This is a genomic window from Ewingella americana, assembly GCF_006438725.1.
Taxonomy (GTDB): Bacteria; Pseudomonadota; Gammaproteobacteria; order Enterobacterales; family Enterobacteriaceae; genus Ewingella; species Ewingella americana_A.
On the sequence record NZ_RCZD01000018.1, the window covers coordinates 59,437 to 80,946 of the forward strand.

Here is a 21,510-nt window from a genome sequence, read left to right on the forward strand (position 1 = left end):
ATTTTTTTATCCTCAATCCGGCAACTTCAGGCTGGCTTTGCCGCGTCGTATCGCGCTAGCATTAAGCCAGACACTGACACTTCAGAGGATGCTATGGCTATTGAATTAATTGCAATTGATATGGATGGCACGTTGCTCAATCCGCAGCATGAAGTCACTCCTGCCGTAAAACAGGCTTTGGCCGCCGCCCGCGCAAAAGGGGTTCAAATTGTTCTGGCGACCGGCCGCCCTTACATGGGGGTCGAGCGTTATTTGCAGGAGTTGGATTTACAGCAAGAGGGATGTTACTGCATAACCAACAACGGTGCATTGGTGCATAATGCGCAAGATGGCAGCGTAATCGCCGAAATTTCCCTCACGATTGACGATTATCACTACTTCGAAAAACTGGCGTGCCAGCTGGGTGTGCATTTCCACGCGCTGACCAAAACCGACCTCTTTACCGCCAATCGGGATGTCAGCAGATACACCGTGCATGAATCCTTCACCACCGGTATCCCGCTGAAGTTCTGCCCGGCAGAAGAAATGGACTTGGCGCTGACCTTCCCTAAAGTGATGATGATCGACCATCCCGACGTGCTTGACCGTGCCATCAGCCAGATCCCGGCTGAAGCCAGAGCGCGTTATACCATCATGAAAAGCTCACCGTACTTCCTTGAAATCCTCGATAAACGGGTGAATAAAGGTGAAGGCGTGAAAGCACTGTCGGAAAAACTGGGCATCGCCCGTGAAAACGTGATGACGCTGGGCGATCAGGAAAACGACATTGCCATGCTGGAATACGCTGGTATTGGTGTCGCGATGGGCAACGCGCTCGACAGCGTAAAAGCCGTCAGCCAGTTCGTGACCAAAACCAATATGGAAGACGGCGTGGCGTTTGCCATTGATAAGTTCGTTTTAGGCCAGTAACTTCATCCTGCTCTCATCAGCCTGCTTTTTCTAATCGGAAAACGGGCTGTTCTCATCAGTTTCATCTCTCCTCCCGTGATTTTAAAACCCATATTTTCAGTCAGTTATAGCGTTCAGCTGTTGTTCATTTGTCACGTTTTCTTCCTGGTCATCCTTTGCCATAAATTCGAATTGTCTGTTTTGTGATCCACATTGTAGTACAAAAATATAAAATGGTACTACCATGATGACGAGTTCAATGGGCGGTTTTATAGAATTGTGCAGCAATTCTGAGACCAGAATCGGTCTGAGCGCTACAGTAGGTTGTTTATCCTTTTCAGCTCTGGAGCTTGTGTGAACTCATCCGAATTAAGCAAAACCGACCGCCTGGTCATTGAAATGGGGCAGCAAATCATTGCCGGGAAATATATTCCCGGCGCAGCGTTGCCTTCTGAAATGGAGCTGTGTGAGCAATTTGATACGTCCCGCAACATCATTCGGGAAGTACTGCGCTCTCTGACCGCGAAAAGATTAGTGGAAATAAAAAGATACCGTGGTGCCTTCGTTTGCCCGCGGAATCAGTGGAACTACCTCGATACCGACGTTCTGCAATGGGTGCTCGCCAGTGACTATGACCCGCGCCTGATCGCAGCAATGAGTGAAGTACGTAACCTGGTTGAACCAACGATTGCACGCTGGGCGGCTGAACGTGCCACTTCAGGGGAACTGGCGGTTATCGAAGAAGCGCTGAACAGCATGATCGCCAACCATCAGGATCGGGACGCGTTTAACGAGGCGGATATCCGCTTTCATGAAGCTGTGCTGGCAGCGGTACATAACCCGGTTTTACAGCAGTTAAGTATTGCGATCAGCTCATTGCAGCGTGCGGTATTTGAAAGAACCTATATGCCGGATGACGGCAATATGCCGCTGACACTGCGTGAACATCAGGAATTGTTCAACGCTATCCGGCATCAGGACGCCAATGCAGCGGAGCAGGCGGCAATGAAAATGATCGCCTCTTCGACGAAACGACTCAAGGACATTACATGACAACAAGCTATATCGCGCTCGACTGGGGTTCAACCAACCTGCGCGCCTTCTTGTACCAACAGGGAAAATGCACGGCACAAGCCCAATCAGAGAGAGGGATCACCCGGCTGAATGGTACAACGCCTCAGCAAGTGTTCAGCGAAATCATTGCTCCCTGGCAGTCACTGAATCTGCCCGTGATCATGGCTGGCATGATCGGTAGCAACGCCGGTTGGGTTGACGTTCCTTATCTCGCGGCGCCAGTGTCTCTCGACGCTCTCGGCGAGCACCTGTTAGCCGTAGAACCCGCACTGCCGGTAAAAGCCTGGATCGTGCCCGGAATATGTATTGATCGAGATGACAACTGCAATGTTATGCGCGGCGAAGAAACTCAGCTGGCGGGTGCTTTTACCGAATGCCCAGCCTCCCTTTATCTGATGCCTGGCACTCACAGTAAATGGGTGGAGGCCGAAGGCAGCCTGGTGCGCGATTTCCGCACCGCGATGACCGGTGAGCTGCACCATTTACTGATGAACCATTCGCTCATAGGTAAAGGGTTACCTGAACAACAACCTGCTGCTGACGTCTTTCGGTTGGCGCTTGAAACGGGTTATAGCCATCCAGAAATCACCGGCCGTTTATTTGAAATCCGCGCTGCCCATGTACTAAACCGTCTGGATAAAACGGCAGTCAGCGACTGGTTATCTGGTTTGCTTATTGGCAGCGAGGTGGCTCAGATGCTCGGTCATTTTGGTCGCCACCATCACATCACCGTTATCGGCAACCCGCAGTTAACTGAACGCTATGCTCAGGCTCTCGCTCTGGCGGGTATTCACTGGCAGGCCCTCGACGGCGATCAAGCCTTTCAATCCGGTATAAGGAGCATCGTTAATGCAATGGACCACTAAAATCCCGCTGATTGCCATTCTGCGTGGGATCCGTCCGCAGGAAGTGAATCAGCATATTTCCGTGTTGTTGGACGCGGGTTTTGATGCGATCGAAATCCCGCTTAATTCGCCCGACTGGCAGAAAAGCATCCAACTGGCGGTCGACACTTTCGGTGGCCGCGCATTACTGGGCGCCGGTACGGTGCTGCACCCGGAGCAGGTCGACGCGCTTCATTCACTGGGCAGTAAACTGGTGGTAACGCCAAACACCAGCCAGGAAGTGATCCGGCGTGCCGTCAAACTGGGGATGACGGTGTGTGCCGGGTGCGCGACGGCAACCGAGGCGTTTAACGCACTGGAGGCGGGGGCGCAGGCGCTGAAAATATTCCCTTCATCGGCCTTCGGCCCTGACTATATCAAAGCATTGAAGGCGGTTCTTCCTGCCGATGTCCCGGTCTTTGCCGTCGGAGGGGTGACGCCAGAAAACCTGTCGGTTTACCTTCGCGCCGGTTGTGCTGGTGCGGGTTTAGGCAGCGATTTATACCGCGCAGGTCAGACACCTGAAATAACCCTGCAGCAGGCTAATGCCTTTATCAAAGCCTATAAGGATGCAACACAATGAAAGTCACCAAACTGACTACTTACCGTTTACCTCCCCGTTGGATGTTCCTGAAGATTGAGACCGACGAAGGCATTGTTGGCTGGGGTGAGCCGGTGATTGAAGGGCGTGCGCGAAGCGTTGAAGCGGCAGTCCACGAGCTGAGCGAATATGTCATCGGCCAGGATCCGGCGCGTATCAATGACATCTGGCAAACGCTTTATCGCGGCGGATTTTATCGTGGCGGCCCAATTCTGATGAGTGCGATTTCAGGGATTGATCAGGCCTTGTGGGATATCAAGGGTAAAGCGCTGGGTGTACCGGTATACCAGCTTCTTGGCGGGCTGGTTCGCGATAAAATCAAAGCCTACAGTTGGGTTGGTGGTGACAGACCTGCTGAACTTATTGATGGCATCAATAAATTACGCTCTATTGGCTTTGATACCTTCAAGCTTAATGGTTGCGAAGAAATGGGTATTATTGAAAATGCCCGTCAGATTGATGCTGCTGTGGCGCAGGCTGCATTAATACGCAGTGAATTTGGTAACGAGATCGAATTTGGCCTGGATTTCCATGGTCGCGTCAGTGCGCCGATGGCGAAAGTGCTCATCAAAGAATTGGAACCTTACCGACCTCTGTTTATCGAAGAGCCCGTTTTGGCCGAACAGGCAGAGTATTATCCGCGCCTTGCCGCGCAGACGCATATTCCGATTGCTGCTGGCGAACGTATGTTCTCACGTTTCGACTTCAAGCGCGTGCTGGCCGACGGTGGTTTAGCGATTGTGCAACCTGATCTATCTCATGCCGGTGGGATCACCGAGTGCTTCAAAATCGCCTCAATGGCAGAATCCTATGATGTGGCACTGGCACCGCACTGCCCGCTGGGCCCTATTGCGTTGGCCGCCTGCCTACATATTGACTTTGTTTCACGTAATGCGGTACTTCAGGAACAAAGCATGGGCATTCATTATAATCAGGGTGCTGAATTACTGGATTACGTCATTAATAAAGATGATTTCAAAATGAGTGATGGTTATTTCTATCCTTCAAACAAACCAGGCTTGGGGGTGGATATTAATGAAGAACTCGTGATTGAGCGCAGTAAAATGGCGCCAGACTGGCGAAATCCTCTTTGGCGATATCCAGACGGTGCTATAGCTGAATGGTAAGAGATTAACTTAAAAAATAATTTTAAATTATCTGAAAGTAATAATTAAAACATCAGGGAAATTTCTGAGTCACTCTTACGTCTGTTTTATATAATAACCATTAATAGGAAATAAAAATGGATAAAACCCTACACGTCGAAAAGCCAACCAAAAGACGTTATATTACGTTGCTTATGATATTTTTCACCGTCGTTATTTGTTATGTCGACCGTGCAAATCTGGCTGTGGCCTCTGCCCATATTCAACAAGAATTTGGGATTAGCAAAACGCAAATGGGATATATCTTCTCTGCTTTTGCCTGGACCTACACCATGAGTCAAATACCGGGCGGCTGGTTCCTTGACCGTGTAGGTTCAAGGCTAACCTATTTTATTGCTATCTTGGGCTGGTCGATAGCCACCCTGCTTCAGGGTTTTGCAGGCGGGTTAGCTTCTTTGATCGGTTTACGTGCGGTGACCGGGATGTTTGAAGCTCCGGCGTTTCCGACTAACAACCGAATGGTTACCAGCTGGTTCCCGGAACGGGAGCGGGCATCTGCAGTGGGTTTTTACACCTCGGGTCAGTTTGTCGGCTTAGCCTTCCTGACGCCATTGCTCATCTGGATCCAGGAAATACTGGGCTGGCACTGGGTGTTTCTCATCACCGGCGGTATTGGCATTCTTTGGTCTCTGGTGTGGTTCTTTGTTTATCAGTCACCGCGCAAAAGCAAAGGCATTAATGCCGCCGAGCTGGAATATATCCGTGCAGGGGGTGGCATGGTGGATGGCGATGCACCCGTCGAGAAAAAGAATCGTGTTGCATTAACCGCAGCAGACTGGAAGCTGGTTTTTAACCGCAAACTGGTCGGTGTTTATTTAGGCCAATTCGCAGTGGCTTCCACATTATGGTTTTTCCTGACGTGGTTCCCTAATTACCTGACACAGGAAAAACATATTTCCGCATTGACTGCCGGTTTTATGACGACGGTACCTTTCCTGGCGGCTTTCGTTGGCGTGTTATTATCAGGGCTAGTGGCTGATAAACTGGTGCGTAAAGGTAAATCGATTGGTTTCGCACGTAAACTGCCGATTATTTGCGGTCTGTTATTATCCACCTGCATTATGGGGGCGAATTATACTAACGACCCTATATGGATTATGATATTAATGGCGCTGGCCTTCTTCGGTAACGGTTTTGCTTCTATTACCTGGTCTCTTGTTTCTTCACTGGCCCCGGTCCGGCTAATCGGACTGACTGGTGGTGTATTTAATTTAGCTGGCGGGTTGGGGGGGATTACCGTGCCATTAGTGGTGGGGTATTTGGCGCAGGATTATGGTTTTGCTCCTTCATTAGTTTATATCTCCGCCGTGGCTTTATTCGGTGCACTCTCCTATATATTCCTCGTGGGTGAAGTAAAACGTGTTGGAGATAGCTGAAGATTGCTACTGCCGTTTGACTCCCATATTCTTAGGTATTCCTTGAACGGCAGGGCGCTATCAACAGCATGACAGAAAAACAGTTAACCCGTGATGCGCGCGGGCATCAGCTGACCAACATCAATGTCTGGACCCCGGACAGTCTGTGGCTGGTCTACGATGTTCGTCCGCACGGCGGCTCATTTACCGGTTCAACCATCGAACGGGTGAATGTTGAAACCGGCGAAGTGCAGGTGATTTATCAGTCTGGTCAGGGCGCGCACGTGGGGGTGGTCACGGTCAGCCCTGATGAGCCAACTCGCTACGCCTTTATCCACGGGCCGGAAAATCCTGACAGCACCTGGCAATATGATTTTCATCACCGTCGCGGCGTGATTGTCTCTGAGCCACACCGTTCGAATGCCGTGACGCTTGATGCGATGGATATTACTGCGCCCTTTACGCCTGGCGCACTGCGCGGCGGCACTCATGTGCATGTTTTCAGCCCAGACGGCAGCCGCCTGAGTTTTACCTATAACGATCATGTTATGCATGAACTGGACCCGGCGCTCGACCTGCGCAATGTCGGCGTCGCTCTTGCCTCGCATCCGGTTGTGCCACCTAAACATCATTCCCGTGAATATGACGGTAGCCACTTCTGCGTGCTGGTCAGTCAGACCACGCCTGAACCTCAGCCGGGCAGCGACGAGATTAACCGTGCTTATGAAGAGGGCTGGATTGGGCAAGCGGGGTATCTCAAGCCGGACGGCAGCCGCCAGCGCTGGTCGCTGGCCTTTATCGGCGATACGCGTTCTGCCTCGGGTGAAAAACACCCGGAGATTTTTGTGGTGGATTTGCCCGAAAACGACAGCGACTCCCCGCGGGCCGGTGATAAGCCGTTGCAGGGAACCGCAGAAGCGCTGCCTGCGCCGCCTGCGGGCGTGCAGCAACGGCGCATTACATTCACCGAAAAAGGCGTCGCATCTCAACCACGCCACTGGCTGCGCGCTTCGCCGGACGGCGCGCAGATTGCGTTTCTGATGGAAGACGAACGCGATGTGGTTCAGCTGTGGACGGTTTCACCGAACGGCGGAAAACCAAGGCAAGTCAGCCAAATGACGACTGGGATCCAGTCTGCGTTCAGTTGGAGCCCTGATGGAAAATCGCTGGCGCTGGTGTGCGACAACAGCGTGATGCGCCTGGACGTCGAAAACGGGGAGATGCAGCGGCTGACGGAAAGAAGCGACATTGCGCCGTGCGCGGATGCGGTGGTGTTTTCCCCTGACGGCAAAAAAGTGGCCTTTATGCGCCAGTGCGGTGAATTTACTCAGATTGCGGTAACAGCCAGCCGTTAACCCCCCATAACCGGCCAGTGCAGGCCGGTTACACCTCACATTTTATTGCGACTATTTTTTATGAGTTGAAGATTTTTGCGAATGTGTCGTCGCTGACATCGGTGGAACGTGGTCGATATCTACACCGTTGCTGAGAGCGAGGTTATGCTCTTCACTGGCCTTGATGCGATCCCGTGTGTTCTCCTTCCCCTGACGGAAATAGTCATAAGGCAATAACAGCGTATCCAGCAGCGCACTGAAAGGGAGATCGATAATTAACAGCGGCGTCATTGCCCAACTGGTGTCATCACTTGCCATCATGTCCACATCGGCACGCGCCCCCGGATAATATCCCTGATGCCCCCCCGTATGCGTCATTACGCTGGAGCAACCGCTGGCCGATAAAAAAACACATCCTGTCACGAGCGGCAGTAAAACTGTTTTCATCATGGTCGAACTCATCTCATGCTGTCGGGCTGAGGATTTATCGTCAAAGGTGACTTATATCATTCAGCCAAAAAAATTAACAAAGCAAGGCGTGGCTCTGTGGTGGCCGTCTCAATTTAACCCGCCGTGATGAAGCGATGGTTACGTCGCAGATCCCATCACGTTGGTTATAGTGTAAGAGATAATTGAAATCCTGCCGGAAAGAGTCCCTTTTCCCTGACACTCCTTTTAATACTGTTTTGCAGTACATTGCCAAATAAATTTTCATATCGTGACTTGAAATACGCCTTTCCGTCGCCATTTTTATCATACGACGCAGGAAAAGCATACGCCGTAAGGGTATGACGCGTTACGGATCTGTCCCAAGGGAAGATCACTAAAAATTGACTCGCTGCATGTTCAGGAGAAGTATCAATGCGTAATTTTGATTTATCCCCGTTATACCGTTCTGCTATTGGTTTCGACCGCTTATTCAATCTCATTGAGTCCGGCCAAAATCAGGGTGGCGGTTACCCCCCTTATAATGTCGAACTGGTGGATGAAAACCATTATCGCATTGCGATTGCGGTGGCCGGTTTTGCTGAATCCGAACTGGATATCACCGCTCAAGATAATATGTTACTGGTCAAAGGTGCGCATAAAGACGCTGCGGCGGAACGTACCTATTTATATCAGGGCATCGCCGAACGTAATTTCGAGCGTAAATTCCAGCTGGCCGAACATATTCAAATTAAATCCGCCAATCTGGCGAACGGCTTACTGTACATCGATCTCGAACGCGTTGTGCCGGAATCATCTAAACCGCGTCGTATTGATATTCGGTAATTCTGGCCACAGATAACAGACAACACGCTTTTGATACAAAATTGCTCGCCGTCAGGGAGCAGAACCGTCACGTTTTTAAACCGTGGCGAAACAACTTATCTCGCTTCATAGAAGGAGTTATATATGCGTAATTACGATATTTCCCCATTACTGCGTCAGTGGATTGGTTTTGACAAACTTGCCAGCTCAATGCAGGGCGCCGATCAGGCTTTCCCTCCGTATAACATTGAGAAATCAGACGATAATCACTATCGCATCTCGCTGGCGCTGGCCGGTTTTCAGCAAAGTGATTTGAATATTGAAGTCGAAGGGCCAAGGCTGACCATCAGCGGAACGCCAGCACAGCCGGATACCAAGGTGGAATATTTGCACCAGGGCTTAGTGATCAAGCCTTTTAGCCTGAGCTTCACGCTGGCCGAGCACATGCATGTTTCCGCCGCTGAGTTTACCCACGGCCTGCTGCATGTGAGCCTGGTCCGCGACGTACCGCCCGCGCTGCAACCGCAGAAAATCGCCATTGGTACGGAGAAACCCGCGTTAGAAAACCAGAACGCATAAATGGGTTTGCGTAATAAAAACAGGAAGACAAATGTCTTCCTGTTTTTTTATGGACTGAATTCAGACTGACTGATTTTCAGCGTGGGCTTTTTCCACTTCTTCCGCCAGTATCTTCACACCGCGCTCAATTTGCTCACTGTCGGGCACGTAGTTCATCCGCATACATTGATGCGTATGCGGCCACGGATGTTCCAGCCCTGGGAAGAAGTAGTGACCCGGCACCATCAGCACGCCGCGCTGTTTCAGGCGCTGATAAAGAAGTTCGGTGCTGATCGGCAGATCTTTAAACCATAACCAGAGAAAAATCGCCCCTTCGGGTTTATGGATCAAACAACGCTCAGGCGGCAGATACCGGCGCAGCGTGGCGATAGTTTCCTGCACGCGCTGATAATAGAAGGGTTTAATCACCTCTTCAGACAGGCGTAACAGGTCGCCACGGGCAATCATCTCATTGGCAATCGCGGGGCCAACGCTGCCCGGTGACAGGCTGATAATGCCGTTCATATTGCTGATGGCGGTGATCACTTTCTCGTCCGCAATCACAATGCCGCAGCGCGAACCCGGCAGGCCGAGCTTCGACAGGCTCATGCACAGAATAATATTCGGGTTCCACAGCGGCGTGGCGTCGGTAAAGACGATACCGGGGAAAGGCACACCGTAGGCGTTGTCGATCAACAGCGGGATATCGTGCTGCTGCGCCAGGGCGTCCAGACGCTGTAACTCCTGATCGGTGATCACATTACCGGTCGGGTTGGTCGGGCGCGACACGCAAATCAGGCCGATATCTTCGGTAATATGCAGATGGTCGAAATCGACGTGATATTTGAACTGGCCTTCCGGCAGCAGTTCAATATTAGGTTTGGCGGAAACAAACAGGTTTTCGTCCAGTCCGGCATCCGCATAACCAAGATATTCGGGTGCCAGCGGGAACAGCACTTTTGCCATCGAGCCATCGGCGCGGCGGCCAGCATACAGGTTGAACAGGTAGAAGAAGGCGCTCTGGCTGCCGTTGGTCAGCGCGATGTTTTTCGCGTCCAACTCCCAGCCCAGCTCTTTTTTCAGCAGGTCAGCCAGCGCATGGCGCAGCACGTCTTTGCCCTGCGGGCCGTCGTAGTTGCACAGGGCTTCGGTCAGCTTACCTTCTGCTAACATCTCGCTTAACAGCGTGTGGAAATAGTCCTGCATCTCCGGTATTTGCGCAGGGTTCCCACCGCCGAGCATGACCGCTCCTGGCGTGCGCAAGCCATCATTCATATCGCCCATCAGGCGGCTAATGCCTGTGAAACGGGTAAATTTATCGCCGAAAACAGAAAACGTCATAGAAAGCTTTGTGTGTTATCAGAATGTGACGCCCACCATAGCGTTTGCTGTAAAACAGTGCAATCGGACGCGGCGGGTTGAAACGCGTTGTTACGCAACGACAGGTAAAAAAATACCGCCCGTAGGCGGTATTTCATGTCTTACCCGGACGGTTTATTTCTTCAAAACCTGTGGGTTAACACAGTTCTCTTTGATTTCACCGGTCAGGGCGGCGATCAGGTTATCCACCGCGCAGGCGGCCATGCCGTAACGCGTTTCGTGGGTGGCAGAACCGATATGTGGCAGCGCTACGACGTTTGGCAAGCTGAGCAGCGGCGAGTCTTTCGGCAGCGGCTCGGTTTCAAACACGTCCATCCCGGCGGCGTGGATCGTGCCCTCTTTTAGTGCTGCGATCAGCGCTTTTTCGTCAATCACCGGGCCTCGGCCCGCGCTGATCAAAATGGCACTGGACTTCATTTTTGCCAGCTGTTCTTTGCCGATGGTGTGGAAGGTCTGCTCGGTCAGCGGCAGTAATACGCAGACGAAATCAGACTTCGCCAGCAGTTCATCCAGTTCGCATTTCTTCGCGCCGAAACGCTCTTCGGCTGCTTTATGCTGGCTGCGGGCGTTGTAAAGCACCGGCATGTTGAAGCCAAAATGCGCACGTTGCGCCACGGCCAGGCCAATGCGGCCCATGCCGATAATCCCGATGGTTTTATGATGCACGTCGACACCAAACCAGTCCGCACCAATATTGCTGTTCCATTCTCCGGCTTTCACGCGTTCGGCGACATTCACCACGCGGCGGGCGGTAGAAAGCACCAGTGCCATCACGGTGTCGGCCACGGTTTCGGTCAGCACGGTCGGGGTATGCATCAGCGGAATGTCACGACGAGTCAGCTCATCGACGTCAAAATTGTCATAACCCACTGAAATCGTCGAGACACCGCGCAGGCGTGGCGCGTGGTCCAGCAGCTCTTTATTCACTGCGCCGCCGGAACCAATCAGCCCTTCAGCCTGTTGCAGGGCATTGAACACTTTGGTGCGGTTCTCTTCGGTGATCCCTTCGAATTCGACGATGGAAAAATGTTGTTCCAGACGCTGATGCAGGTCGGCAGGTAGTTTTTTATACAAAACGATAGACGGCTTCATCACACACTCCAAATTAAAGGATTGATATACATAGCATTAGGTCAGGCTGATTGCGGTTTGGCCGAGGTTTGCTCCGGTTTCACCATCAGCGTCAGGACCACCGAGACCAGCAGGGAGGTGGCCATGAAAATAAATGAGGCTGCCGGGCTGCCGGTGTTGCCGTTGAGATAACCGACAAACCACGATCCGAAGAACGAGCCCAGTGCCCCCAGACTGTTGATCAGCGCCATGGCACCACCGGCGACATTGCGGGGCAGCATCTCAGGAATGATGGCGAAGAACGGGCCGTAAGGCGCATACATGGCGGCGGCGGCAATCACCAGCAGTGAATATGATACCCAGAAATGATTTGGCCCGACCGCCCATGACGCGAAAAATGCCAGCGCGCCAACCAGCAGCAACGGCCAGACGAAAATCTTGCGGTTTTGCATTTTGTCGGACGCCCAAGACACCAGAATCATGGCGACAGTCGCCGCAAGATAAGGCACGGACGACAGCCAGCCTGCTTCCACCATACCCATCTGCATGCCGCTGCGCAAAATTGACGGCAGCCACAGCACGAAGCCATACACGCCAATGCTCCAGGCAAAATATTGCATACACAGCAGGATCACATTGCGCGATTTAAACGCCTCGGCGTAGTTATGTACCGCTTTGATGCCTTCCTGCTCTTTCGCCAACTGGTCTGCCAGCGCTTTTTTCTCATCCTGTGTCAGCCAGTTAACCTGTTCCGGTTTGTCTTTGACCAGGAACCACCAACAGACCGCCCAGATCACCGCCGGAATACCTTCGAAGATAAACATCTCGCGCCAGCCGAAGGCGTGAATCAAATAACCGGACAGCACCGACATCCACAGCACCGTGACCGGATTGCCGAGTATCAGGAAGGTGTTGGCCCGCGAGCGTTCAGATTTGGTGAACCAATTACTGATATACACCAGCATGGCGGGCATCACGGCCGCTTCCACTATCCCGAGCGCAAAGCGGATCGCTGCCAGCATCGGAATGTTATTTACCACCCCGGTCAGGGAGGCAAAACCGCCCCACAACAGCAGACACCAAAAAATCAGTTTCCTGACGCTGCGGCGTTCGGCGTAAATGGTGCCGGGAATTTGAAAGAAGAAATAACCAAGGAAAAACAGCGCGCCGAGCAGTGATGACATCCCTTTAGTAATACCGAGATCATCATTGATGCCCGCCGCCGATGCAAAGCTGAAATTGGAGCGATCGACATAGGCCAGACTGTAGGTGATAAACACGATCGGCATGATATACCACCAACGTCTGATGGCGATTTTGGCTTCGTTCATGACTTTTATCCTCAGTTTCGCGACTGATGTGCGTTATTTTCTGTTATATAGGGTGCTAAGTAAGTGTAGCAAACAGGGTAAAAACGGCGCGGGTCATGCGCCATCGAGCTGCTCTCGCGTCGGTAACCCTTCGCTGTCGCCCACGGCCTGCACGGCCAGACTGCCGATTTTGTTGCCGCGTTTCACCGCCTGCTCCAGCGTCAGCCCTTCGAGCAATGCACTGACCAGCCCGACGGCAAAACCGTCACCGGCACCCACGGTATCGACCACGTTCTCGACTTTATAGGCCGGGACCTGCGCCTGTTCGCCGTCGGCAGTCTTGAACCAGGCGCCGTCCGGGCCGGTTTTGATGATCACTGCTTTTACCCCCTGATTGAGGTAAAAATCAGCGATACCTTCCGGCGTTTTCTCACCGGTCAGCAGCTGACCTTCGCTGAGGCCGGGTAAAACCCAGTCGGCGGCAAAGGCCAGCGCATTAATTTCTTTGCGCATCACCTCTTCGCTGCGCCACAGCACCGGGCGCAGATTGGGGTCAAAAGAGAGGCTTTTTCCGGCATTTCTCATCTGCTGTGCGGCGAATTTCAACAGCTCCAGCGACGAGTCTGACAGCGCTGCACAGACGCCGGAGAGGTGCAGATGACGGGCGGCGCAGAAATAATCCGGGTTAAAATCGGCTACCGAAAGGTGACTGGCCGCCGAGTTTTTACGGAAGTATTCCACGCGCGGGTCACGGCCGCCGGTCTCTTTGGATTTCAGCTGAAAGCCGGTGGCAAAGCGGTTATCCACCGTGACCTGCCCGGCGTTAATGCGCTCTTTTTCCAGCTGTTTAAGTACAAAACGGCCAAACACGTCATCGCCCACGCGGCTGGCCCAGCCGACCTTCAGCCCTAAGCGCGACAGCCCGATGGCAACATTGAGTTCGGCACCGGCGACCTGGCGGGTGAACTGTGTCACTTCTTCCAGAGGGCCGGTTTCGCAAGCGACAAACATCGCCATGGCTTCGCCGACGGTGACCACATCCAGTGCGGCGTGAGACGATAATTCCGACATGTTTTAGCTCCTTATGCCTGCGCGGCATCCTCACGCAACAGTTCGACGTAGTGACGGGTGACGGCGGTCAGATCTTTGCCTTCCAGCGGGAATTCAATTCCCCGCGGTACGTCCTGCGGCAGTTTTGCCAGCAGCGGCTTCCAGCTGCCGTCGGAATCGTCCAGCGCCACGGCGTGCCATTTATCGCCGCGCTTTTCCGCCGCTTTAACGTGAACATAGCCGACGTGCTGTGCCACCAAATCGGCCGCCGCTATCGGGTCCTGCCCGACCCACAGCCAGTTGGCCATATCAAAGGCCATGGTCAGCGGTAAATGCAGCGCAGTTGCTGCAAACATAAACGCGTTCATCTGCGATAAAATGCCGCAGTCTGAGGTCTGGTCATTTTCCACCACCAGTTTCACCGGGTGTGATCCCAGTGTCACTTTCAGTGGTGTGAGGTCTGCACCGGCTTTGAAATATCCCAGCGCCACTTTCAGCGAGCGTGCGCCGAGCGTTGCGGCCTCGTCCAAAAATTTTGGCAGCGACGGGTTAACTTTTCCGCCCTCAACGAATAGCGATTCGGGAACGGAATAAACGGTAAATAAATTTTTCTGCCGGATCTTTTCCGCCAGACCCGTCAGATTGGTGAGGTCAGCCTCGGTAAGCAATTCGCGGCGGATCTCCACGCCGTCTGCACCTGCATCCGCAATCACCGGCAGCAGTGCCGCCTGTCCGCCCAGCGCTCTCACGTTGTCATTGCCGTACGCAGCCATCACCACCACAATTTCTTTTTTCATCTCGATATCCTTGTAAAAAGCGGCCCGGAAACGCGGGTCAATGTTCAATCTTAGACGGTTAAACAGGGTGCGGATTTTTGTTAAGCATTTGCTGCATCCCAATTCACGTTAACTGGGACCGGTTCCATCGGGAAGGCACAAGGCTGAAAAACATGATCCCGCTCACGAAGTTTACGCAGTCGGGATTTTTAAAAGGCGGAAGTTATTGAAAGGTGTATCAGGCTTTTGCCGTAGAGCCGCGAACGATCAGTTCACCGGAGAACTCCTGCTCGCGGATCGGTTCCTGGCTGCCCTGAATACGGGTCACCAACTGCTCGAGTGCGGCGACGCCCATGTCGTACGTCGGCTGTTTCAGGGTGGTAATGCCCACCCCGGCGAGCTCCGCCCATTCCAGTTCATCAAAGCCCAGCAGGCCGATATCCTGGCCCCAAACCAATTCCATCCGCCGCATGGCACGTGCCACTTGTAACGTCAGTGCGCCGTTGGCGGCCAGTACCGCTTTACGTTTGTGTGGATAACGCGCGACGAAATCGCGCAGCACCGTTTCCAGCCCGGTGGTATCGCTAAGTTCAACTTCACCTTGCTCAGTGATGCACTGTGGCTCGCGTTGCATCCGCTGTAAAAAAGTATGCAGGCGGGTTAGGCGGGTGTTGATGGTCATGGGTTCGCTGAGGAATAAAATCGCCTCGAAACCCTGATTGAGAAGATGATCGGTCACCATCGTCGTGGCCTGGACATTATCAAGACCGACGACATCGCAGGAAAAGTTTGCCACTTTACGGTCGATCAACACCATCGGTAAATGGGCCTGTTGCAGGGTCGAAATTGCCGCCTCGCGCATGCCGACCGCGTTGACCACCATGCCGTCGACACGGTAGCTGCTGAGCAGTTGCAGATAGTGTTTTTCCTGATCGAGCTGATTATTGGTGTTGCACACCAGCAGTGTCAGCCCCTGTTGACGGCAGGCGGCTTCAACGCCGCGCATGACGTCGACGGAGTAAGGGTTAGTGATATCGGCGAGAATCAGCCCAATTAGCCGTGTCTGGCCGCTTTTCAGGCTGCGGGCCATCTGGCTCGGCTGGTAATCCAGCAGAGTGATGGCTCGCTCGATCCGCTCTTTTAAATCGTCGGAAAGCAGATTTTTCTCACCGTTGAGATAGCGCGAAACGCTGGTTTTACCGGTTTTGGCGGCACTGGCGACATCGCGTATCGTGGCGCGGACAGCGGCACCCGGCTCCTGTTTTTTGCTCACAACCTTTCTCCCCTCATGCTTATCCCACGGAGACTAGCACAGAGTGCCGAAAGGCTGTAAGCGTAACTCAGCGCACCCCTTCCGCCGTTCTTGTCGCCGCAATAGCCTGCTGTCTTGGCCTGCTGCTCAGCGTGAAGGCCGAAATAAGGGTCACACTAAACGCAATACCGCCGAGGATCAGATAGGTATCGCTGAACCCGATGCGGTCATACAAACTGCCCGCGAAGGCGGAAAGAAAAATCGCCGCCAGCTGTTTGGCAAAATTAAACCCGATCAGATAAATAGTCGCCGAGAACCGCACATCAAAAATCTGTGTGATGTATTTGAATACACCGACCAGCAGGAAGGGGACTTCCAGCGCGTGCAGCATTTTCAGTAAAATGACTTCTACGGCGGTGGTGGCAAACGAAGAACCGACGATGCGAATCGACATGATGGTCCCCGCCAGCAGCAGCGTATTTTTCGCACCGATACGGTTAATGATCCACGGCGAACAGAACATAATCAGCGCGTTGCACAGCTCACCGGCGGTGGTGACGTAGCCGAACATTTCGGTGCCATGCTGTGGTGAAGAGAAGAAGGATTTAAAGAAGGTGGCGAACTGTTGATCGAACACGTCATACACGCAGGCAACGCCGATCACGTACAAAATCAGCATCCACAGTTTGCGTTCTTTCAACAATAAAGCGGCGGTTTTCAGCGAAAATTGCGACTGATTGGCACCGAGCTTATCCAGTACCTGTGCATTTTTATTTTCCTGTGGGCGGGAAATCAGCAGTAAGATCATCAGAATCAGTGCCGCACCGGACCCCATCCAGAACACGATATTCGGGTTGATGTTAAACAGCACGCCTGCTGTGGAGGCGCAGATCCCCCAGCCGAAGCAGCCAAACATCCGTGCTTTACCGTATTCAAAGGCGCTGTTGCGGCTGACCCTTTCGATATATGCCTCGGTTGCCCCTGAGCCGCCAGCAAACACGAAACCGATGTACGCACCGCCCAAAATAGCACCGGCCACAATATTGATTTTCAGCAGTGGCGCAAACACATAAATAAAGAACGGTGCGAACAGGAACAGCAGCACGGCGATGATCCAGAGAAGATGTTTCTTCAGACCAAGCTTGTCAGAAATAATGCCAAAGAACGGCTGAAACAGAATGGCAAACAACGACATGCTGGAAAACACAATGCCGGTTTCCGTTTTGCTCAGGCCAATAACGTCAGACAACCAGATGGGTAAGAACGGATAACAGGTCGCCATAATGAAGAAATAGAGGAAGAAATAGCTGCCGAATATCCAGAAGTTAGTATTTTTTTTATAGAAGCAACCATCGCCAATTTTTGTCGGGTTCATAGTGATTTCCTTGCCGAAACCATCAAAACCGGCACGTGAGCACCGGCGTTTTTTATATTTATCTATTTTTCACGTCAATCGATTAAACGCGTTCGAAGTTCAACAGCAGGGCGCTTTCCGGGTCCAGCACCGGCAGCGTCAGCCCGGCATTCGCCAGCCATTCACCGCTCAGCACCGGCGATTCATGCAGCCACGCCGGTTGTACGCGCATGGTGTGGCCGCTGCCGCCACCGGCCAGCAGCGCCGGTTCGTCCAGCACCGTCACGCGATAACGGGCATCCGCTTTCAGCCCTGGCACCCGCAGTGTTCCCGGTAATGACCAGGTCGGCATTGCCAGCTGACTGACCAAAAATACCGCGCGATCGCAGTGTTGACTGACCACACCGTTAATCAGCATCGCGTCGTCAGTGTTATCAACACGATAGACGTCGCCGCTGTGCAACAACGACCGCAGCTGCTGATGCAGACGGGTATATTTGGCAAAACCGGCGCGCTCTGCCTCGCCTTCTTTCACCGGATCCAGCTCGATGCCCATATGGCCAAACAGCGCCGTCAGGCCACGGAATTCAATGCTGTGCTGGCGCGAGGTGGCGTGGCACCGCTTATTGCCGATGTGCGATCCCATCACTTCCGGCGGGAAGAAATAGCTCATACCGCGCTGAATTTTCTGCCGCTCCAGCGCGTCGTTGTTATCCGACGTCCAGAAGCGGTGGCTGCGTTTGAGCACTTCATAATCGATGCGCCCGCCGCCGGAGGCGCAGGACTCAAATTCAATCTGTGGGAAACGTTCGCCCAGCACGTCGAGCAGGCGGTAAAATTGTTGCGTCTGCGCCGTCAGTGCAGCGCGGCCTTCATGACCCGGCTGCACGATTTCACGGTTCATGTCCCACTTCACGTAATCGACGTCATGTTCACCAAGCAGCCAGCTCATACGCTCCACGAGATAATCAAACACTTGCGAATTATTCAGATCGAGCACGAACTGATGGCGGCCGCTCGGCTGCTGATAGCCCGGCAGCGCCAGCAGCCAGTCGGGGTGTGCGCGGTAGAGGTCTGAGTCCGGGTTAATCATCTCCGGTTCGACCCAGATACCGAACTCCATGCCCAGATTTTTGACGTGATCGATCACCGGTTTCAGGCCGTGCGGATATTTCTTCTCATCGAGATACCAGTCGCCGAGCGCTGCGCGGTCGTGATCGCGGCCCCGGAACCAACCGTCGTCGATAATGAAGCGTTCAACGCCCAATGCCGCTGATTCGGTGGCCATCTGCATAATGTAGTCGGGATCGTGGTCGAAATAGATGCCTTCCCAGGTATTGAGATGCACCGGACGCGGTTTTTCCGTCGGGAAACGCAAAATCTGCTCACGCACGAAGCGATGAAACTGCTGGCTCATGCGGTTTAGCCCGCTGGCGGAATAGCTGGCATACAGCCACGGCGTTTCCAGCGTTTGGCCTTGTTCGAGGCGCTGCTCACCCGGCAAATAGAGCGCTTCGGCTTGTACCAGGCGGCGACCGTCGATTTTGATGTCCGCGCGCAGACGGTGATTGCCACTCCAGCCCAGATGCACTCCCCAGACTTCACCTTGTTGTTCGCTAAAACCCGGATGACCGATCATCATCGCCGGGAAATATTCCGAGGATGTTTTACCGCGACGGTTTTCCTGAATAATGCCACCGTGATCCAGCAACGTGCGGTGCGGCTGGAATTCTTTGATCCAGCGGCCATGAAACGCCATCACTTCGGCAGCGCGTTCCGGTAGCGGTAGCGTCACGGCGAGACGCGTCACCTGATAGGTGCCGGGTTTGAGATTGGTCAGCGCATTGCGCACCTGCAATACGCCGCTGTCATCGAGGTGCAATTGGCTGCGAAATTGCAGGCCAGCAACAGCATCCTCTGTGATGATCGTCAGCTGATTTCCCTGCTGTTGGACATCAACGGTGTCGAATACCGGCGACCAGTCCAGACCGTCACGATGGCCTTCCACGCCCGGCGTACCGAAAGAGCCGCGCCCGGAATCGACGCTGAAATTGACCGGCGCATCGACGTCAATGCGCCCATTGGGCACCGCGCGGCTGAGTGAAATCGCGTCGTCGGCGCTAAAGCTGCTCAGCCGTTGCCCCCAATAGAGGATTTCGGCGAACGGTGCACAGCGCACGATCAGGCTGGTATTTTCGCTGGTTAAATGGACGATCTGGTTTTCCATCGTGTCACAACTCCACAGGGTAATTGTTGCTATAAAACGCGAACTGGTGGAGTTACTATGGATCCGAAACGTTTCGGATGGGAAATGCGGTGATGCAAATTTGTGATATAGGGTGGAAAAATAACCGAAAGGGGAATTATAAACGTGGGGGATGGACGGTAACACCTGCCTGCAATTCTGGCTGCCACAGAACCTGTAAACGGCTCAACGGTTCGTTGCGGATCAACGCCATGGTCATGTCGGCGATTTGCAGACCGACCGCTTCGCGGGTGCCCTGACGGATAGCGGTGACCGCGACGTCAGGCAGGCTGTCAGAGGGTAAACCGTCATAAATAATCAGCGAGACACCGCCATTGAGCAGCAACCCCGCTTCGTACAGGGCCAGTGCAGCGCCTTCGCCGTGCATATTGCAGTCGCAAACCATGGCCGTCGGCGGTTGCGGTAACGCCAGCAATACCTGCGTGGCCTGATAACCGGCGCGGCGACTCGGGCTGACTTTTTTCACGTAATCCAGGTTTAGCGGCAGTGTGTTCGCCAGGAGTCCATCGAGGTAACCCTGATGGCGCTGGCCGATAAACGATTGCTGATTATTTTCGCCGAGAAACGCAATGCGCTGATGGCCAAGTTGGGCGAGATGATCGACCGCCAGTTGCATACCTGCGCGGTTGTCGAAATCGAACCAGGCATAGTCCTGCGTCAGACAGCCGCTACGCCCGAGCGCCAGAAAAGGAAAATTGCGCTGCTGTAAATCCAGCAGACGCGGGTCATTATCCAACGTATGCGCGACCAGCATGGCGTCCACCCGTTTGCTTTCCATCAGGCGTCGCCACGAGAACGTCCCCAGCTCATCCGGCACCAGCAGCAGATCGATTTCATATTTCGCCAGTTCACGCGTAATACAGCCAACCATTTCCACAAAGGCAGAATTGCTTAACGGGTGGGAAGTGAAGGGGAAAATGAGGCCAACGGCATCGATCTTGCCCATCTTCAAGCGACGGGCGAGAGTATTGGGCTGATAACCGCGTAAATCTGCCGCCGCCTGCACCCGCGCTTTGGTGTCAGCCGACACATCACTGTAGCCGTTCAGCGCGCGGCTGACGGTGGTAACGGATAACCCGAGTTCTTTAGCAATATCTTTCAGCGACATAGCAGGTTCCGGCGCGGGAGGTAGGGAAGTAACAGAGGGCGCAAGAATATCACATCAACGTGGTGGGAACGTAGCGCAGGAAGCAAAACGGGGCCTGACGGCCCCGCTGGAATGGCTGGCAAAAACTTACTGCAACGGGCTAAGAGTGATCTCAACGCGGCGGTTTTGGGCTTTGCCTGCTTCGGTGCTGTTGCTGGCGATCGGATTATCCGGGCCGGCACCGGTGGTGCGTACGCGGTTACCGGCTACACCCTGGGTGATCAGCGCGCTACCGACGCCGTCAGCACGTTGCTGTGACAGCCTCATATTAAGCGCACGGGTACCGGTGCTGTCGGTGTAACCGACCACATTCACCGCCGTTTTCGGATACTCTTTCAGTACCATCGCCACGCCGGTCAGTGTGTTAGCGCCTGCCGGTTTCAGCGTGCTGCTGTTGGTGTCGAAGGTCACGTTGTTCGGCATGTTCAGCACGATATTGTCGCCCTGACGGGTGACGCTGACACCGGTGCCTTTCATTTTATCGCGCAGCTTAGATTCCTGCACATCCATGTAATAACCCGCACCACCGCCCAGCGCTGCACCCGCTGCGGCACCGATCAATGCACCTTTGCCGCGATCGTGTTTAGAAGATGAAAGCATCCCAACGCCCGCGCCTAAAGCGGCACCCAGACCCGCGCCAATGCCAGATTTACCGGCTTCGGATTCGCCGGTGTACGGATTGGTGGTACAGGCTGACAAGCCCATCGTGACGCAAAGGGCGCCAGCAACCACAAGAAGTCTTTTGTTCATCTTATTTCCTTTCTGGATGTTTTCTGTTTCAAGCCGAATCGTT

Annotated in this window: 20 protein-coding genes; 9 read left to right on the plus strand and 11 right to left on the minus strand. The window is 53.5% G+C overall.

The window, feature by feature from the left end:
* Nucleotides 1-93 precede the first annotated feature (93 nt).
* From yidA to EAH77_RS23215, 7 genes are all read left to right on the plus strand, one after another.
* A complete protein-coding gene (gene yidA / locus EAH77_RS23185; protein WP_140475530.1) occupies nucleotides 94-909 on the plus strand; it encodes a sugar-phosphatase in 816 nt (271 codons plus the stop codon).
* Nucleotides 910-1,287: 378 nt separating this feature from the next.
* Nucleotides 1,288-1,941: a FadR/GntR family transcriptional regulator gene (locus EAH77_RS23190; RefSeq protein ID WP_140475576.1), complete on the plus strand. Its 654-nt coding sequence runs from the start codon at nucleotides 1,288-1,290 to the stop codon at nucleotides 1,939-1,941.
* The gene (locus tag EAH77_RS23195) at nucleotides 1,938-2,828 is read left to right on the plus strand and encodes a 2-dehydro-3-deoxygalactonokinase (protein WP_140475532.1); all 891 of its coding nucleotides are present in this window, start codon (nucleotides 1,938-1,940) and stop codon (nucleotides 2,826-2,828) included. The genes EAH77_RS23190 and EAH77_RS23195 overlap by 4 nt, the downstream gene beginning before the upstream one ends.
* Entirely contained in the window at nucleotides 2,812-3,429 is a 618-nt protein-coding gene (locus tag EAH77_RS23200) for a 2-dehydro-3-deoxy-6-phosphogalactonate aldolase (protein WP_140475534.1), read from the plus strand. The genes EAH77_RS23195 and EAH77_RS23200 overlap by 17 nt, the downstream gene beginning before the upstream one ends.
* Nucleotides 3,426-4,574, plus strand: coding sequence for a galactonate dehydratase (gene dgoD, locus EAH77_RS23205; RefSeq protein ID WP_140475536.1), 1,149 nt, complete (start codon nucleotides 3,426-3,428; stop codon nucleotides 4,572-4,574). The genes EAH77_RS23200 and dgoD overlap by 4 nt, the downstream gene beginning before the upstream one ends.
* 116 nt (nucleotides 4,575-4,690) lie before the next feature.
* On the plus strand, nucleotides 4,691-5,989 hold the full coding sequence (locus EAH77_RS23210; protein WP_140475538.1) for an MFS transporter: 1,299 nt from the start codon (nucleotides 4,691-4,693) through the stop codon (nucleotides 5,987-5,989).
* 68 nt (nucleotides 5,990-6,057) lie between these two features.
* Complete coding sequence (locus EAH77_RS23215) at nucleotides 6,058-7,323, plus strand: DUF3748 domain-containing protein (protein WP_140475540.1); 1,266 nt, start codon at nucleotides 6,058-6,060, stop codon at nucleotides 7,321-7,323.
* Between the two features lie 51 nt (nucleotides 7,324-7,374).
* Here the strand turns inward: EAH77_RS23215 and EAH77_RS23220 are convergent, their stop codons facing one another.
* Nucleotides 7,375-7,752 (minus strand): YceK/YidQ family lipoprotein, encoded by a 378-nt coding sequence (locus tag EAH77_RS23220; RefSeq protein WP_140475542.1) that lies wholly within the window; start codon nucleotides 7,750-7,752, stop codon nucleotides 7,375-7,377.
* A 411-nt stretch (nucleotides 7,753-8,163) separates the two neighbouring features.
* Here EAH77_RS23220 and ibpA point away from each other — a divergent pair, with 411 nt between their 5' ends.
* The gene (gene ibpA / locus EAH77_RS23225) at nucleotides 8,164-8,574 is read left to right on the plus strand and encodes a small heat shock chaperone IbpA (RefSeq protein ID WP_140475544.1); all 411 of its coding nucleotides are present in this window, start codon (nucleotides 8,164-8,166) and stop codon (nucleotides 8,572-8,574) included.
* Between the two features lie 123 nt (nucleotides 8,575-8,697).
* Nucleotides 8,698-9,132 carry a small heat shock chaperone IbpB gene (gene ibpB / locus EAH77_RS23230; protein WP_140475546.1) on the plus strand — a complete coding sequence of 145 codons (435 nt, stop codon included), beginning with the start codon at nucleotides 8,698-8,700 and terminating at the stop codon, nucleotides 9,130-9,132.
* A 60-nt stretch (nucleotides 9,133-9,192) separates the two neighbouring features.
* On the opposite strand, the gene EAH77_RS23235 is transcribed toward ibpB, so the two are convergent.
* The 10 genes from EAH77_RS23235 to EAH77_RS23280 form a co-directional block, all read right to left on the minus strand.
* A complete protein-coding gene (locus tag EAH77_RS23235; protein ID WP_140475548.1) occupies nucleotides 9,193-10,452 on the minus strand; it encodes a valine--pyruvate transaminase in 1,260 nt (419 codons plus the stop codon).
* Nucleotides 10,453-10,605: 153 nt separating this feature from the next.
* A complete protein-coding gene (gene ghrB / locus EAH77_RS23240; protein WP_140475550.1) occupies nucleotides 10,606-11,583 on the minus strand; it encodes a glyoxylate/hydroxypyruvate reductase GhrB in 978 nt (325 codons plus the stop codon).
* 41 nt (nucleotides 11,584-11,624) lie between these two features.
* Nucleotides 11,625-12,893: an MFS transporter gene (locus tag EAH77_RS23245; protein WP_140475552.1), complete on the minus strand. Its 1,269-nt coding sequence runs from the start codon at nucleotides 12,891-12,893 to the stop codon at nucleotides 11,625-11,627.
* Nucleotides 12,894-12,986: 93 nt separating this feature from the next.
* Complete coding sequence (locus tag EAH77_RS23250) at nucleotides 12,987-13,943, minus strand: sugar kinase (protein ID WP_140475554.1); 957 nt, start codon at nucleotides 13,941-13,943, stop codon at nucleotides 12,987-12,989.
* Between the two features lie 11 nt (nucleotides 13,944-13,954).
* Nucleotides 13,955-14,719, minus strand: a complete 765-nt coding sequence (locus EAH77_RS23255; protein WP_140475556.1) for a sugar phosphate isomerase/epimerase family protein — start codon at nucleotides 14,717-14,719, stop codon at nucleotides 13,955-13,957.
* A 217-nt stretch (nucleotides 14,720-14,936) separates the two neighbouring features.
* On the minus strand, nucleotides 14,937-15,971 hold the full coding sequence (locus EAH77_RS23260; protein ID WP_140475558.1) for a LacI family DNA-binding transcriptional regulator: 1,035 nt from the start codon (nucleotides 15,969-15,971) through the stop codon (nucleotides 14,937-14,939).
* 67 nt (nucleotides 15,972-16,038) lie between these two features.
* Nucleotides 16,039-17,325, minus strand: a complete 1,287-nt coding sequence (locus EAH77_RS23265; protein ID WP_140475560.1) for an MFS transporter — start codon at nucleotides 17,323-17,325, stop codon at nucleotides 16,039-16,041.
* A gap of 82 nt (nucleotides 17,326-17,407) precedes the next feature.
* Nucleotides 17,408-19,531 (minus strand): alpha-galactosidase, encoded by a 2,124-nt coding sequence (locus EAH77_RS23270; protein ID WP_140475562.1) that lies wholly within the window; start codon nucleotides 19,529-19,531, stop codon nucleotides 17,408-17,410.
* A 136-nt stretch (nucleotides 19,532-19,667) separates the two neighbouring features.
* Entirely contained in the window at nucleotides 19,668-20,678 is a 1,011-nt protein-coding gene (locus EAH77_RS23275; RefSeq protein ID WP_140475564.1) for a LacI family DNA-binding transcriptional regulator, read from the minus strand.
* A gap of 126 nt (nucleotides 20,679-20,804) precedes the next feature.
* Nucleotides 20,805-21,467: an OmpA family lipoprotein gene (locus EAH77_RS23280; protein WP_140475566.1), complete on the minus strand. Its 663-nt coding sequence runs from the start codon at nucleotides 21,465-21,467 to the stop codon at nucleotides 20,805-20,807.
* Nucleotides 21,468-21,510 lie beyond the last annotated feature (43 nt).

Bases quoted from the DNA above. Each gene is read 5' to 3' on its own strand.
- yidA (WP_140475530.1), top strand. From the start codon at position 94: ATGGCTATTGAATTAATTGCAATTGATATGGATGGCACGTTGCTCAAT.
- EAH77_RS23190 (WP_140475576.1), top strand. From the start codon at position 1,288: ATGGGGCAGCAAATCATTGCCGGGAAATATATTCCCGGCGCAGCGTTG.
- EAH77_RS23195 (WP_140475532.1), top strand. From the start codon at position 1,938: ATGACAACAAGCTATATCGCGCTCGACTGGGGTTCAACCAACCTGCGC.
- EAH77_RS23200 (WP_140475534.1), top strand. From the start codon at position 2,812: ATGCAATGGACCACTAAAATCCCGCTGATTGCCATTCTGCGTGGGATC.
- dgoD (WP_140475536.1), top strand. From the start codon at position 3,426: ATGAAAGTCACCAAACTGACTACTTACCGTTTACCTCCCCGTTGGATG.
- EAH77_RS23210 (WP_140475538.1), top strand. From the start codon at position 4,691: ATGGATAAAACCCTACACGTCGAAAAGCCAACCAAAAGACGTTATATT.
- EAH77_RS23215 (WP_140475540.1), top strand. From the start codon at position 6,058: ATGACAGAAAAACAGTTAACCCGTGATGCGCGCGGGCATCAGCTGACC.
- EAH77_RS23220 (WP_140475542.1), bottom strand. From the start codon at position 7,752: ATGATGAAAACAGTTTTACTGCCGCTCGTGACAGGATGTGTTTTTTTA.
- ibpA (WP_140475544.1), top strand. From the start codon at position 8,164: ATGCGTAATTTTGATTTATCCCCGTTATACCGTTCTGCTATTGGTTTC.
- ibpB (WP_140475546.1), top strand. From the start codon at position 8,698: ATGCGTAATTACGATATTTCCCCATTACTGCGTCAGTGGATTGGTTTT.
- EAH77_RS23235 (WP_140475548.1), bottom strand. From the start codon at position 10,452: ATGACGTTTTCTGTTTTCGGCGATAAATTTACCCGTTTCACAGGCATT.
- ghrB (WP_140475550.1), bottom strand. From the start codon at position 11,583: ATGAAGCCGTCTATCGTTTTGTATAAAAAACTACCTGCCGACCTGCAT.
- EAH77_RS23245 (WP_140475552.1), bottom strand. From the start codon at position 12,893: ATGAACGAAGCCAAAATCGCCATCAGACGTTGGTGGTATATCATGCCG.
- EAH77_RS23250 (WP_140475554.1), bottom strand. From the start codon at position 13,943: ATGTCGGAATTATCGTCTCACGCCGCACTGGATGTGGTCACCGTCGGC.
- EAH77_RS23255 (WP_140475556.1), bottom strand. From the start codon at position 14,719: ATGAAAAAAGAAATTGTGGTGGTGATGGCTGCGTACGGCAATGACAAC.
- EAH77_RS23265 (WP_140475560.1), bottom strand. From the start codon at position 17,325: ATGAACCCGACAAAAATTGGCGATGGTTGCTTCTATAAAAAAAATACT.
- EAH77_RS23270 (WP_140475562.1), bottom strand. From the start codon at position 19,531: ATGGAAAACCAGATCGTCCATTTAACCAGCGAAAATACCAGCCTGATC.
- EAH77_RS23275 (WP_140475564.1), bottom strand. From the start codon at position 20,678: ATGTCGCTGAAAGATATTGCTAAAGAACTCGGGTTATCCGTTACCACC.
- EAH77_RS23280 (WP_140475566.1), bottom strand. From the start codon at position 21,467: ATGAACAAAAGACTTCTTGTGGTTGCTGGCGCCCTTTGCGTCACGATG.